Origin of the sequence: Aeromonas sp. 600276 (genome assembly GCF_049175815.1) — a bacterium.
Classification (GTDB): domain Bacteria; phylum Pseudomonadota; class Gammaproteobacteria; order Enterobacterales; family Aeromonadaceae; genus Aeromonas; species Aeromonas dhakensis.
Genome location: NZ_JAAKVU010000002.1, coordinates 232,283 through 246,837, shown reverse-complemented (window position 1 = coordinate 246,837; position 14,555 = coordinate 232,283). Strand labels below are relative to the sequence as shown.

At 63.1% G+C, this 14,555-nt stretch carries 9 protein-coding genes and 1 tRNA gene; 4 read left to right on the top strand and 6 right to left on the bottom strand.

From position 1 onward, the window contains the following. Positions 1–51: 51 nt before the first annotated feature. Together G5134_RS03245 and pyk are read left to right on the top strand one after the other, a co-directional pair. Positions 52–909: a MurR/RpiR family transcriptional regulator gene (locus tag G5134_RS03245; RefSeq protein ID WP_039215309.1), complete on the top strand. Its 858-nt coding sequence runs from the start codon at positions 52–54 to the stop codon at positions 907–909. Between the two features lie 163 nt (positions 910–1,072). Continuing rightward, complete coding sequence (pyk, locus tag G5134_RS03240; protein ID WP_005298729.1) at positions 1,073–2,512, top strand: pyruvate kinase; 1,440 nt, start codon at positions 1,073–1,075, stop codon at positions 2,510–2,512. Between the two features lie 66 nt (positions 2,513–2,578). Here the strand turns inward: pyk and G5134_RS03235 are convergent, their stop codons facing one another. The 4 genes from G5134_RS03235 to G5134_RS03220 all read right to left on the bottom strand — a co-directional run bounded on the left by G5134_RS03235 (position 2,579) and on the right by G5134_RS03220 (position 9,899). Beyond that, positions 2,579–3,625 carry an efflux RND transporter periplasmic adaptor subunit gene (locus G5134_RS03235; RefSeq protein ID WP_408839875.1) on the bottom strand — a complete coding sequence of 349 codons (1,047 nt, stop codon included), beginning with the start codon at positions 3,623–3,625 and terminating at the stop codon, positions 2,579–2,581. Between the two features lie 15 nt (positions 3,626–3,640). Next, entirely contained in the window at positions 3,641–6,703 is a 3,063-nt protein-coding gene (locus tag G5134_RS03230; RefSeq protein WP_421231863.1) for an efflux RND transporter permease subunit, read from the bottom strand. 169 nt (positions 6,704–6,872) lie between these two features. Beyond that, entirely contained in the window at positions 6,873–9,197 is a 2,325-nt protein-coding gene (locus G5134_RS03225) for an acyl-CoA dehydrogenase (RefSeq protein WP_065018228.1), read from the bottom strand. A gap of 48 nt (positions 9,198–9,245) precedes the next feature. Next, positions 9,246–9,899 carry a TetR/AcrR family transcriptional regulator gene (locus G5134_RS03220; protein ID WP_017781124.1) on the bottom strand — a complete coding sequence of 218 codons (654 nt, stop codon included), beginning with the start codon at positions 9,897–9,899 and terminating at the stop codon, positions 9,246–9,248. A 468-nt stretch (positions 9,900–10,367) separates the two neighbouring features. Between G5134_RS03220 and G5134_RS03215 the strand changes: the two genes are divergently transcribed. Together G5134_RS03215 and G5134_RS03210 are read left to right on the top strand one after the other, a co-directional pair. Continuing rightward, a complete protein-coding gene (locus G5134_RS03215) occupies positions 10,368–11,108 on the top strand; it encodes a phosphatase (RefSeq protein ID WP_010634652.1) in 741 nt (246 codons plus the stop codon). A gap of 85 nt (positions 11,109–11,193) precedes the next feature. After that, positions 11,194–11,269, top strand: a tRNA-Thr gene (locus G5134_RS03210). A gap of 115 nt (positions 11,270–11,384) precedes the next feature. Here the strand turns inward: G5134_RS03210 and G5134_RS03205 are convergent. Next, positions 11,385–13,673: an FdhF/YdeP family oxidoreductase gene (locus tag G5134_RS03205; protein WP_065018227.1), complete on the bottom strand. Its 2,289-nt coding sequence runs from the start codon at positions 13,671–13,673 to the stop codon at positions 11,385–11,387. Continuing rightward, complete coding sequence (fdhD, locus tag G5134_RS03200) at positions 13,660–14,466, bottom strand: formate dehydrogenase accessory sulfurtransferase FdhD (protein ID WP_065018226.1); 807 nt, start codon at positions 14,464–14,466, stop codon at positions 13,660–13,662. Before fdhD ends, G5134_RS03205 begins: the two co-directional genes overlap by 14 nt. Between the last annotated feature and the right edge of the window lie 89 nt (positions 14,467–14,555).

Sequence of the window (14,555 nt, the reverse complement as noted above, 5' to 3'; positions counted from 1 at the left end):
TGAATTTAGTGCAAAGACACTGAAGCTAAATTACAAAAACGCCTGGTGGTGATGATGAATACCCTTGATAAAATTACTAATAATTTGGAAAGTTTCAGTAAATCAGAGCGTAAAGTCGCCGAGGTCATCCTGGCCTCCCCACAGACGGCCATCCACTCCAGTATCGCCACCCTCGCCAAGATGGCTGACGTCAGTGAACCGACCGTCAACCGTTTCTGTCGCCGGCTCGATACCAAGGGCTTTCCCGATTTCAAACTGCATCTGGCCCAGAGCCTGGCCAACGGCACGCCCTATGTGAACCGCCACGTGGAGGCGGAAGACGGGCCCGATACCTATACCGCCAAGATCTTCGAATCCACCATGGCCTGCCTCGATGCCGCCAAGAACAGCCTGGACATCTCGGCCATCAATCGCTGCGTCGACATCCTGACCCAGTCCAAGAAGATCAGCTTCTTCGGCCTTGGGGCCTCCTCCGCCGTCGCCCGCGATGCCCAGAACAAGTTCTTCCGCTTCAACATCCCGGTGGTGAGCTTCGACGACATCGTCATGATGCGCATGAGCTGCATCAACAGCAGCGAAGGGGACGTGGTGGTGCTCATCTCCCACACCGGCCGCACCAAGGCGCTGGTGGAGATTGCCGCGCTGGCCCGTGAAAACGACGCCACCGTCATCGGCATGACCGCCAAGGACTCCCCGCTGGCGCGCGAGTGCAACCTGGTGCTCTCCATGGACGTGCCGGAAGACACCGACGTCTACATGCCGATGGCTTCGCGCATCGCCCAGCTCGCCCTGGTGGACGTGCTGGCGACCGGTTTCACCCTGCGCCGCGGCATGAAATTTCGCGAAAACCTGAAGAAAGTCAAAGAAGGTTTGCGCGAATCCCGCTTTGATACACCCCACTCTTCGTGAACAACGGGGGCCCCGGCCCCCGGCTGTCTCTGCCACCTTCCTTGGTGTAGTATTGTAATTTAGTAACAAAAGCCACCCAGATGGCTTGCAAGCGGGTGCAATGGGTCATGCGCTTGACGGGGCAGTATCTCAAGTCATATCAACTTCAAAACTGGAGTCTTTCATGCCAAGACGTACAAAGATTGTAACCACACTCGGTCCGGCCACCGATCGCGAAGGGATCCTCGAGGGGATCATCCGTGCCGGTGCCGACATGGTGCGGATGAACTTCTCCCACGGCACTGCTGAAGACCACATCCTGCGCGCCAACCAGGTGCGTGACATCGCCGCCAAGCTGGGCCGTCACGTCGCCATCATGGGCGACCTGCAGGGCCCCAAGATCCGCGTTTCCACCTTCAAGGACGGCAAGATCTATCTGGCCATCGGCGACAAATTCATCCTCGACGCCGCCCTCGGCAAGGGTGAAGGCTGCCAGGAGCAGGTCGGCATCGACTACAAGAGCCTGCCCAATGACGTGGTGCCCGGCGACATCCTGCTGCTGGACGACGGCCGCGTGCAACTGAAAGTGGAGCAGGTCGAAGGCACCCGCATCCACACCACGGTCACCGTGGCCGGTCCGCTCTCCAACAACAAGGGCATCAACAAGAAGGGTGGCGGCCTCTCCGCCCCGGCCCTGACCGAGAAGGACAAGGAAGACATCAAGACCGCCGCCCGCATGAACGTGGACTACCTGGCCGTCTCCTTCCCTCGTTGCGGCGATGACCTGCGCTACGCCCGCGAGCTGGCCCGCGAAGCCGGCTCCAACGCCAAGATCGTGGCCAAGGTCGAGCGCGCCGAGACCGTCGCCACCGACGAGGCGATGGAAGACATCATCCTCGGCTCCGATGCCGTCATGGTGGCCCGTGGTGACCTTGGCGTCGAAATCGGCGATCCCGAGCTGGTCGGCGTGCAGAAGAAGCTCATTCGCCACTCCCGTCGCCTGAACCGGGTGGTCATCACCGCGACCCAGATGATGGAGTCAATGATCAACGCGCCGCTGCCGACCCGTGCCGAAGTGATGGACGTGGCCAACGCCGTGCTGGACGGGACCGATGCGGTGATGCTCTCCGCCGAGACCGCCGCCGGCCAGTTCCCCATCGAGACCGTTACCTCCATGGCCAGCGTCTGCGTGGGCGCCGAGAAGCATCCGAGCCTGAACGTCTCCAACCACCGCATGAGCTACACCTTCACCTCGGTGGAAGAGGCGGTTGCCATGTCCACCATGTATGCGGCCAACCACCTGGAAGGGGTCAAGGCAATCGTGGCGCTGACCGAGTCGGGCACCACCCCGCTGCTGATGTCCCGCATCAGCTCCGGCCTGCCGATCTTCGCCCTGTCACCGCACAACAAGACCCTGGCCTGGACCAACCTCTACCGCGGCGTGACCCCGGTGCTGTTTGACGGCGACGAGACCAAGCCGGTCTACGAAGTGTGCCGCGACGCGCTGGACGTGCTCAAGGCCAAGGGGTTGCTGCAAAGCGGCGACATGGTGTTGCTCACCCACGGCGACAAGATGGAAACCGTCGGCAGTACCAACACCTGCAAGGTGATGATGGTCGAGTAATCGCCCCTCCTGCCTGCAACAAAAACGGCTCCCGCGGGAGCCGTTTTTCATGGTGACCAAGCGGTATCAGCCGCGAAACAGCTCCACCTTGTCGCCGTCCTGCAGGCTGCCGGCGCCGCGCACCACCACCCTGTCCCCCTGCTTGAGCGCCCCGCTCACCGCCACCTGCCGGCTGTCGCCGAACAGCACGGTCACCGGCACCCGGTTCACCTTGAGCTCCTCGCCGTGCTGCTCCACCTGATAGACCACGCTCCCCTCGGTGTTGAGCACCAGGGCATCGCGCGGCAGCAGCATGGTCTGCTGCTCCGCCAGCGGCAACGCCACCCGCACCGGCGAGCCGATGATGAAGCGCCCCCCCTCCGGCTTGAGGCGCAGTTCGATGAGGCGCGACTTGGGATCGGCGCTGGCCGCCCGCTGGTAGTAGACCCCGTGGCCGCTGAGCTGATCCCCTTCCACCCGCAGCCGGGTCTGGGGCGCCAGCTGGCCGGCCCAGACGATGGGGGCCTGCAGGCGGATGTCGGGCTGATCGGGGTTGACCAGCTCCAGCGCCTGCTCGCCGGCATCCACATGCTCCCCCGGCTGGATGAAGTGGTTGTTCACCACCCCGTCGAACGGCGCGAAGATGTGGCTTCTGCGCAGCTGCTCCTCAATCTGGCGCACCTGCACCCGCGCTAACCGCTCGGCCAGTTCAGCCTGCTCCACGTCGTAGCGCGCCTTGTCATACTGGCTCTGGGAGGCGCTCTTCTGGCGATGCAGGGTCGCCAACCGGCCAAACTCGGCGCGGGCGAAGCGCACGTTGCTCTCCCACTTGGCCTGCTCGGCCTGGGCCTGCTCCAACGAGAGCCGCAGCGCCGCGCTGTCGAGGCGCAGCAGCTCATCCCCCTTGCTGACCCGGCTGCCGAACTCGGCGATCCACTCCACCCGGCCGCTCACCTCGGCGCTGAGCGCCGCCTGCTGGCGGCTCGCCACCGTGCCGCTGACCCAGATGCTGGCCGCAGCCTCCCCCCGGGTCACGTTCGCCAGGGTCACCATCTTGCCCTGTGCCAGCGCGGGGAACACGCCCCCCGCCAGCAGCGCCGCGCCCACAACCATCCTTGTAAAACCGTGTGTCATCGATGAGCTCCTTGCTCAGGCCCGCTGCCGAATGGCCTGCGGCACGTCGACCCGCTCACCCAGCCGCAGGAAGGCGGGCAGCAGGACCAGGGTAAACAGGGTGCTGCAACTCATGCCGCCAACGATGACGGTGGCCAGTCCCCGGTAGATTTCGCTGCCCTCGCTCGGGCTTAGCATCAGCGGCAGCATGCCGAAGATGCTGGTGAGGCTGGTCATGGCGATGGGACGCATCCGACTTTGCAGGGCATCGGCCACCGCCAGCTGGCGGCTCATCCCCTCCCGCTCCGCCGTGCGGGTCTGGTGCACCAGCAGGATGGCGTTGTTGACCACCAGCCCCAGCAAAATGACGAAGCCGATAATGGTCAGCAGATCCATCGGCAACGGCACCAGCAGGCCGCTCAGGTGCAGCGCCAGCACGCCGCCGACGGTGGCGAGCGGCAGGGTCAGCAGCACCAGCACGGCATCCTTGAGGGAGGCAAAGACCCCCCACAACAGGATCAGCAGGATCATCACCGCAAACAGGAAGATGGCCCCCAGGTTGCTGAGCGCCTGCTGCAGGCTGTCGGCATTGCCGGAGACCCGCAGCTCGCCACCGGCGGGCAGCAGTGGCCGGATGGCGGCAAAGCTTTTGCTCTGCAGGGTATCGAGCACCTGCTCCATGCTCATCCCCGCCGGGGGTGAGATCTGCAGGCTGATGCTGCGCCGCCCGTCAGCCCGAAAGATGCTGGCCGGCCCCATGTCGTGCTCCACCCGCAGCAGCTCGCCGAGCGGCACGATGCGCCCGGACGGGGTCGCCAGCGGCACCGCCTTGAGTTCGTCCGGGTTGGCGGAGGTCTGCCCCATCAGCATGATGTCGAGCCGCTCCTCCCCGTCGAAATACTCACCGACCCGCAGCCCGTCGCCGAAGGTCTGGATGATGGCGGGCATGGGGGTGCGATCCCAGCCCACCTCGGCGAGGCGCCTGTCCTGCGGCACCAGCCGCAGCTCGGGGGCGGTGAAATCGAGATCCGGCTGCGGCCTGACCTGGGCCCCCGGCAGATCCTGCTTGACGATGGCCATGGCGGCCCGCGCCGCCCGATAGAGCTCAACCAGATCACCTCCCTGCAGCAACAGGGAGATGCCGTTCTCGCTGTCAAAGCCGCCGAACAGCGACCCCTGACCGCCAAACACCTGGGTGTCGGGGATGCCCACCAGCAACTGCTTCATCAGCAGCTGCTCCAGCACCTTGATCTGATCCTCCTCTTTCGGCCGCACCCCGATCTGGGCGCCGCCCGGGTAGCGCAGGATGTAGTAGTTCTTGAGGGCCGGTTCCCGCTCCCCCTTCATATAGGGATCCAGCCTGGCGATGAGCGTGTCGATCACCTCCTCGCGCTGGGCCTTGAGGTTGAAGCCCGGGGTGAAGTTCATCCAGACATCCACCGCGTCACGCTTCACGTCCGGCAGGTAGTCCATCTTCGGCAGCAGGGCCCAGGTGGCCAGCGCCGGCAGGCTCATCATCAGGGTGATGACGATCCAGCGCCGGCGGGGCGTCGCAGTCCAGCGGATCACGTGGCGGGTGGTACCCTGCCACAGCGCCTCATAGGGGTCAGTCAGCCGCTCGCGCCCCATCCAGCGCGCCGCCACCGCCGGCAGCACGGTCACCGCCACCAGCATGGAGACGGTGACGGCGCAGGCGATGGTCAGCGCAAGGTCTGCAAACAGCTGCCCCTCCACGTCGTTGAGCAGCAGCACCGGCAGGAAGATGGCGACCGTGGTCAGGGTGGAGGCCACCAGCGCGGTCCACACCCGACTGGTGCCGTCCAGCGCCGCCTCCGCCTTGCTCAGATCCCCCCGCTCGTGGCGCCGGTAGATGCTCTCCAGCACCACGATGGCGGCATCGAGCACCATACCGACCGCAAAGGCGATGCCCGCCAGCGAGATGACGTTGAGGGTGCGTCCCAGCACCTTGAGCAGACAGAAGGTGAGCATGATGCTGATGGGGATGGCGATCGCGATCATCAGGGTCGCCTTGAGCCGGCGCAGAAAGACCCAGAGGATGGCGCAGGAGAGCAGCACGCCGAGCCCCAGGTTGGCGGTCACCATGCTCACCGCCCGGTTGATATAGAGAGAGGCGTCGAACGACTGCTCCATGTGCAGGCCGACCGGCTCCAGCACCTCGCGGTTGAGCTCGCCCACCTTGAGCTTGATCGCCTCCAGCGCCGCCAGGGCGTTGGCCCCGCTCTCCTTGAAGATCTGGGCGGCGATGGCGGTGTTGCCATTTTGAATGCGCAGCACCGGATTCTCCTCCCGGGCCAGCTGGATCTCCGCCACGTCCCGCAGATAGATGGGCAGGCCGTCGCGCCAGTCCACCACCTTGTCTCCCAGGGTCGCCACGTCGTAGCGGCCGGCAAAGCGCAGCTTGTACTCCCAGCGGCCGATGTCGAGGGTGCCGGCGGAGACGTCCCAGCCGGTGCTGGCCCGGCTGGCCAGCACCGGGATCTCCACCCCCAGCTCGGCGGCGCGGTAGGGGTCGAAGCGGATCTGAATCTGGCGCTCGTTGATCCCCTGGATGTCGACCGTCGACACCCCGGGGATCCGCTCCAGCTCGGGTTTTATCCGCGCCTCGATCAGCGCCTGGTGATCGTCGATCGGCCCCTTGGCGCCGGGCAGCTGCTGGATGAAGAAAAAGGTGAGGGTGTCGTTGCTGCTGTAGTTGTTGACGTAGGGACCGCCAATCTTGTCCGGCAGGCCGGAGACCCGGTTCAGGCGGGAGATGACGTCAAGCTGGGCCCGCTGCATGTCGGTGCCGAGGGCAAACTCCAGATCGATCTCGGTGAAGCCGGGGAAGCTGTTGCTGGTGAGGTTCTTGAGCCCCTGCACCCCCTGCATCTCCTGCTCGATGGGGTCGGTTATCTCCGACTCCATCTCCTGGGGTGAGGCCGAGCGCCAGTCCACCGAGATGTTGAGGTGCGGGCGATCGATGTCGGGAAACAGCTGGATCGGCAGCCCCCGGATGCTGAGCAGGCCCAGCAGAAAAATCAGCACGATCGAGACCGCCACCCAGATGGGGCGTTCGATCGCCGTTTTGGCGAGATTCATTCACTCTTCCTGAGTTTGTTGTTGTCGGCCATTCCGCTGGCCTTGCTTCCTGCCCCAAGGGTGGGGGCCATTGCATTAAACTGGAATTAATCGAGGTTGTAAATGCAAGGTTAACAAACAAAAAAACCGGCCATGACGGCCGGTTTCAGGTTCAGGAGTGAGAGCTCTCTCAGGCGGCGTGCACCACCGGATTTTGCTGGGATAATCCCTCCAGCTCGCCCGGGGCGAAGTTGTCCACCTGGATCGCCTCGTAGCGCAGGGCATCGGCGGCCAGCAGCTTGTCCGCCTCGTCCTTGCTCAGGATGGATTGAGACAGAGCAGCGGCAACCAGCTCCGGCAGCGCCAGTTTGCGAGGCAGCTTGCCCTCTTTCTGGGCCTGCACCAGCTTCTTCTCGTAAGGCTGCACTGCGACCATGGCCTGGAAGGCTCGCTCCATCAGGCCGACCGGGTCCGCCTCGTCCTTGCCCACATAGCAGAGCGCGGTCAGACGGTCGCGGAACTCGCCCGGCTTCATCATGGCCAGGCAGATGGCATGGCAGCGATCGTCGGCCGGCATCTTGTAACCCACGCCGAACGGGAACACCACACGCCCCAGCACGGCGCCCACCACCTTGTTCGGGAAGTTCTGGAAGAAGCCCTCGAACGCCTTGCCAATCAGGTAGAGGTTGCGCTCCACCGCGTACTGCACGAACGGCAGATCGGAGACCATGCGGCCCTGATCCTCGTAGTGCTTGAGGGTGGCGGAGGCCAGGTAGAGGTGGCTCAGCACGTCACCCAGACGGGCGGAGATCATCTCCTTGCGCTTGAGATCGCCACCCAGCATCAGCATGGAGACGTCGGCGCACAGCGCCAGCCCCTTACTCATGCGAGAGAGCTGCTTGTAGTAGCGGGCGGTTTCACCGGCCACCGGGGCACTGTTGAACTGACCCAGGGTCAGCCCCTGGAACAGGGAACCGAAGAAGTTGCCGGCGCCAAAGGCGATGTGCTTCATCAGCAGGGCGTCAAACTTCTCGAGGCCGCGCTCCACGTCGGTATCGGCCGCCGCTTCCAGCTCGGCAAACACGTACGGGTGGCAGCGGGTGGCCCCCTGCCCGAAGATCATCAGGTTGCGGGTCAGGATGTTGGCCCCTTCCACCGTGATGGCCACCGGAATGCCCATGTAGGCGTAGCCGGTGTAGTTTTTCGGGCCCAGCTGGATGGCACGGCCGGCGTGGATGTCCATGGAGTCATCCATGATCTGGCGCGCCATCTCGGTCATGTGGTACTTGGAAATCGCAGTGACGATGGCCGGAGCCTGACCCAAGTCCAGGGAACCTGCGGTCATGCGACGGGCCCCTTCCAGCTGATAGGTGAGGCCGCCGATGCGAGCCAGCGCTTCCTGCACCCCTTCAAACTTGCCGATGGACATGCCGAACTGTTTACGCACATAGGAGTAGGCCCCCACGGTGCGGCTCGCCATATGACCGCAAGCGGTGCCAAGGGCAGGCAGCGAGATGCCGCGCCCGGCGGAGAGGCACTCCACCAGCATGCGCCAGCCGCGACCAGCATAATCCGGGCCACCGATGATCCAGTCGAGCGGGATGAACACATCCTTGCCGAAGGTCGGGCCGTTCAGGAACGCCAGCCCCATGGGGTAGTGGCGATCGCCGACGCGCACGCCGGGGTGGCTGGTGGGGATGAGCGCGCAGGTGATGCCCAGCTCTTCCTTGTCACCCAGCAGTTTCTCCGGGTCATAGAGCTTGAACGCCAGCCCCAGCACGGTGGCGCGCGGCGCCAGGGTGATGTAGCGCTTGTTCCAGTTGAGGCGAATACCCAGCACCTCTTCACCCTTGTGCATCCCCTTGCAGACGATCCCCTTGTCAGGAATGGCGCCGGCATCGGAGCCCGCTTCCGGCCCGGTCAGGGCGAAGCAGGGCACTTCCTTGCCGTTGGCCAGCCCTGGCAGCCAGAAGTCCTTCTGGGCCTGGGTGCCGTAGTGCATCAGCAGCTCGCCCGGGCCGAGGGAGTTCGGCACCATGACGGTGACTGCCACGCTCAGGCTCTTGGTCGCGATGCGGGTGACGATGGTGGAGTTGGCAATCGCGGAGAATTCACGGCCGCCGTAGGATTTCGGGATGATCAGAGAGAAGAAGCCTTCCTTCTTCAGATAGTCCCACACCGGTTCCGGCAGGTCTTTGGTTTCGTTGACGATCTTGAAGTCGTCGACCATGGCGAGCAGGGTTTCGACCTGGTTGTCGATGAAGGCCTGCTCCTCGGCGGTCAGCTCGGCCTTGCCGTAGCCGTGCAGTTTTTTCCAGTCGGGGTTGCCGCGAAACAGCTCCCCATCCCACCAGACGGAGCCGGCTTCCATGGCCTCCCGCTCGGTGGCCGACAAGGGCGGCAGTATCTTCTTGAAGATGCCGAACACCGGGCGGGTGACCACCTTTTTACGAATGGAGGGCACGCCGAGCACGACGGCTATCGCCAGCACCAGCAGGATAAGCAATGTGATCATACTCAAGTTCCTTCTATTTCACTGTTTCCGTTGATTTATTGTTGGTTGTTACACGGCCAGGGAGAGCCTGGTCGACTCCACGGGCGCCCCGACACCGGACGCCAGATAAGGAATGACGTTGCGTACCAGCCCCTCCACATCGAGCTGCTGGCCGAAATCGGCCTGGGCGATGTCGCGCAGCGCATCGGCCGAGGCCATGGTGAACACGACGGTGCCCAGGGTGAAGTGCAGCCGCCAGAACAGATCCGCCGGCGACAACTCAGGGTTGGCCTTGGAGATGGCCTGGGTGATCCGCTGCAAAATGGGGCCGTAGTGGGCGGTGATGAAGCGGCGCAGGTGGCCCTGACTGTCGATGTAGCCACGACCCAGCAGCTGCATGAAGATGGCCGGACCGTTGGTGCGCACCGCTACCAGCTTCATCAGCGGGTCGACGAAGCTCTCGAACACCTGCAGCAGGGTCAGCTGCTCCTGCGTCATCAGGGTATGGAGGCGTGCATCCAGCTCGGGCATGAACAGGCTCAGATAGCGATCGAGCACCGCCTGGATCAGCTCCTTCTTGGATCCGAAGTGGTAGTTCACCGAGGCCAGGTTGACATCCGCCTCGCTGGTGATCAGACGCAAAGAGGTATCGGCGAACCCCCGTTCGGCAAACAACACCTCGGCGGCATCGAGAATGCGGTTTTTGGTATCGATTTTACTCACAGGACACCTCACTTAAACGAATGTTTAAAAAGTACGTTTCACAACCTTTTGTGTCAAGAGAATGTGAACAGGTGTTAGTGAAATGTTTTTCATGAAAATGGGGAACAAGGCGGGAACTTCACGGACGAATCGGACTCTATATCTATGCCACTGCAATTAAACATTAAGTCTCGCCCAACCTGCTCCATGCTAGTTGGGCATTTTTTTACCCAGCAGCCACCCAGCACGCTGGCAAACGGGCAAAAAAAACCGTCGCAGGGCGCGACGGCGGGGAAATGAGGTTGCACCATCCTGATCCAACCCATCGATGCGAGTTCAGGCTTTCATCGATGCATCCATCATGGCCGCCAAGCGTGTTCAAACTTTGTCAACCTGCCCTCAATTTGTGACAAAGTATGACAAGCCACCACATGGTCTCGACCCGCCGCCTTTGCTATGCTGGCCCCTCACGCCAGAGGGGAAGATAAGATGAAGTACACGGTCGATACCCACACCCACACCGTCGCCAGCACCCACGCCTACAGCACCATTCATGACTACCTGCCCATCGCGAAGGCAAAGGGGATCAAGCTGTTCGCCACCACGGATCATGGCCCCGACATGGCCGATGCCCCCCACTTCTGGCACTTCGTCAACCTGCACGTGTTGCCACGGGTGGTCGACGGGGTCGGCATCCTGCGCGGCATCGAAGCCAACATCAAGAACATCGACGGCGAGATAGACTTCCCCGAGCGCTACGAGTCGCGGCTCGACATGATCATGGCGGGCTTTCACGAACCGGTGTTCCCCCCCTGCGACCAGGCCACCCACACCCAGGCCATGATCAACGCCATCAAGAGCGGCCGGGTCGACATGATAAGCCACCCCGGCAATCCCGCCTTCCCCATTGATATCCAGGCGGTGGTCAAGGCGGCGGCAGAGTATCGGGTAGCGCTGGAGCTCAACAACTCCTCCTTCAGCCACTCCCGCCCGGGCAGTGAAGGCAACTGCCGCGCCATCGTCGAGGCGGCGCGGGACATGGGGGCCTACCTCACCTTCGGCTCAGATTCCCACGTGGCCTTCAGCCTCGGGGATTTCGAGCACTGCCACCGGCTGGTGACCGAGGCCGGCTTCCCCGAAGAGCGGATCCTGGCACGCTCCCCCCGCGCCCTGCTCGATTTTCTCGAAAGCCGCGGCCGGGCCCATATTCCGGAGTTCGCCGACCTCTGACATTGACCGTAACTCCATGAGCTCACTCATAAAACCGAGTGCAGCTCATTGACTTGCCCCCGGGTTTTCAGGAATCTAGTGGCACGCCGGTATAGCTCAGTTGGTAGAGCAGCGCATTCGTAATGCGAAGGTCGCAGGTTCGACTCCTGTTACCGGCACCAGAGCTGAAAAACAACAACGCCGCATAGCTTATGCGGCGTTGTTGTTTATAGGATGTCCAGGCTCTGCTGCATGGGGCTGGCCGGCTTGAACCGGCTAGCCTGCAAACCTCTCGGCTCATAGCAGCAACAGATTGTCCTGCCGATTGGAGGCTGTCACCAGCACCGGGATGGACTTGGAGGTCGGGGTAAACGAGCCCGCCCCTATGCTGTCGATGGGCACCAGCGGGTTGGTTTCCGGATAGTAGGCCGCGATGTTGCCACGCGGGATCTCGTAGATCACCACTACAAAACCGGTCACGCAGCGCTCGCGCCCGTCGTTGCAGATGGCCGCCATGTCGACCCTGTCCCCTTCGGCAAAGCCAAGCTGGCGAGCATCCGCCTCGTTCATGAACACCACGTTGCGCTGGCCCTTGATGCCGCGATAGCGATCATCCATGCCATAGATAGTGGTGTTGTACTGATCGTGAGAGCGCAGGCTCTGCAGCAGCAACACCGGCTGATCGCTCATCTGCTCGGCATGACGGGTACACTCCGGCAACACAGAGTGTGGCAGGGTGCAGGCACGAAACTCGGCCTGGCCGCTGGCGGTGTTCCACACCAGCTTGGCGGCGGAGTTATCGAGATGAAAACCGCACGGTTGCTGGATGCGGGCATTGAAATCGGCAAAACCGGCGATGGTCTGCTCGATGAGATCGCGAATACGCGCATAGTCATCGCGCAGGGCCAGCCAGTCGACTCGCTCGCTGCCCACGGTGGCATGAGCCATCCGCGCCACTATGTCGGTCTCGGAGAGGCAGAGCGGCGACACCGGCTCGGCCGCACCGGTCGAGGCGTGCACCATGCTGAAGGTGTCCTCCACCGTGATCTTCTGGTTGCCGCTGTGCTGGATATCGAGCTCGGTGCGGCCAAGGCAGGGCAGGATCAGCGCCGCCTTGCCCACCTGCAGATGACTGCGGTTGAGCTTGGTGCTGATCTGCACGTTGAGTTCGGCCTTTTTGATCGCTCCGTAGGTGAAGTCGGTGTCGGGCGCCGCTGCTGCCAGGTTGCCACCCAGGCAGATGAGCACCTTGCTCTTGCCCTCGTCCAGCGCCTTGAGCGCCTCGTAAACGTTGTGACCAGGGGCCCGTGGCAAGCTCACCTGCAGGTGACGCTCGAGCCGGTCGATGAAGGCGGCAGTGGGCTTTTCGTTGATCCCCATGGTGCGATTGCCCTGCACGTTGCTGTGGCCCCGTACCGGACAGAGCCCCGCTCCCGGCTTGCCAATCTGGCCGCGCATCAGGTGCAGGTTGACGATTTCGCGGATGGTGTCGACCGAATGCAGGTGTTGGGTCACCCCCATGGCCCAGCAACTGATGATGCGCTGGCTGGCGGCAAACACCCGGGCGGCCTGCACGATCTCGGCGCGACTCAGGCCGGACTGCTGCTCGATCGCCGCCCAGTCGGTGGCCCGTACCTGTGCCTCGTACTCGGCAAAGTGGCGGGTGTGGCGAGCGATGAAGTCGCGATCCACCGCCTCTGGCACCTCTTCCAGGATGTACTTGGCCATACCTCGCATGGCGGCCATGTCGCCACCCAGTTTCGGCGTCAGGTACTGGTGGCTGATGGTGGTGGCCGCCGGGGTCAGCAGCTCCAGCGGGCTCTGCGGGCTGGCAAAACGCTCCAGCGCCACCTCTTTCAAGTTGTTGAAGCTGACGATCTTGCAGCCGCCACGCGCCGCCTGGCGCAGGGCATTCATCATGCGCGGGTGGTTGGTACCCGGATTCTGGCCATAGACGAACACCGCATCGGCCTGGTCAAAGTCATCCAGCACCACAGTGCCTTTGCCGATGCCGACCGACTGGATCAGCGCCACCCCGCTCGCCTCGTGGCACATGTTGGAGCAGTCGGGGAAGTTGTTGGTGCCAAACAGGCGGCCAAACAGCTGATAAAGATAAGAGGCCTCGTTGCTGGCTCGACCCGAGGTGTAGAACTCTACCTCGTCCGGGCTATTCAGCCCCTTGAGGGTGTCGGCAATCAGGGCAAAAGCGTCGTCCCAGCTTGTTGGCTCGTAGTGATCGGTCGCCGGGTTGTAGCGCATCGGCTCGGTCAGTCGTCCCTGATACTCCAGCCAGTAGTCGCTCTGGGTGGCCAGCTGGCGCACCGAGTGGGCCGCGAAAAACTCGGCCCCCACCGTCTTGCCGGTGGATTCCCAGGCCACCGCCTTGGCGCCGTTCTCGCAGAACTGGAAGGTGCCGTGGTCGTTGTCACCCCAGGCGCAGCCCGGGCAGTCGAAGCCGTCGGTCTGGTTGACCCGCAGCAGGTTCTTGATGTTCTGACGGGTCTTCTGGCTGCGCAGCACCTGTTTCATGGTGGATTGCAGGGACGAAAAACCGCCGGCTTTGGCGGGCTTTTCAATATGACTCATGGCACTCTCCGATGGGATCCGCCGGGCGATAGCTGGAGTAGCTGACCGGGGCATCAAACTTGGGAATATGAACGACGTTGAGGTTGTATTTGAGGGCCAGCCTGACCGCCAGCTGGCTGGGCGATGCCAGACAGATGAGGTGACGGGCACCGAAACGGGCGGCTTTTTGCACCAGCTCGCTGCCGCAGCGGCTGGTCACCACCATGGTGTCGCACGCACTGTGCCGGCGCAGCAGCAGGCCGATCAGCTTGTCGAGGGCATTGTGGCGCCCGATATCTTCCCGGCAGTGCAGGATCCGGCCCTCGGCATCCAGCGCCAGCGCCGCATGCAGGGCGCCGTGTTGCTGTCCCTTGAGCTGCCACTGGGTAATCTGCGCACGCAGCCCCGCCAGCAAGGCCCCATCCAGCGGCGGCGTCAGCGACAACACCGGCAATGCGGGCAACGCCTGCTCCACCGCCGCCACGCCGCAGATGCCGCAACCGGTCGCCCCGGTCAGCCGGCGCTTGTGCTCGGTCAGAGCGGCCAGGGAGCGATTGGCGATGGAGATGTCCAGCACCATCCCCTGCTCCGCCAGCCCAATCTGGATGTCGTGGACCTCGTGGTTGTGCCGGATGATCCCCTCGCCAAACAGAAAGCCGACGGCAAAGTCGTCGAGATCGTCCGGGGTCGCCATCATCACCGCATGGTTGATGCCATTGATGTTGATGGCGACGGCCACCTCTTCCACCAGATGATCCAGTGCGGGCGAGGCAGGCAAATTGACGGGTATCTCGACGGGCGTGTAGGCAGGCATGCAGGTTGGCCTAAAAATGCAAACTGCATTCAAGTTTAGAGAGGCGGCAGACGCAAAACCAATGAAATAAATCTATATGGCAATAGAGT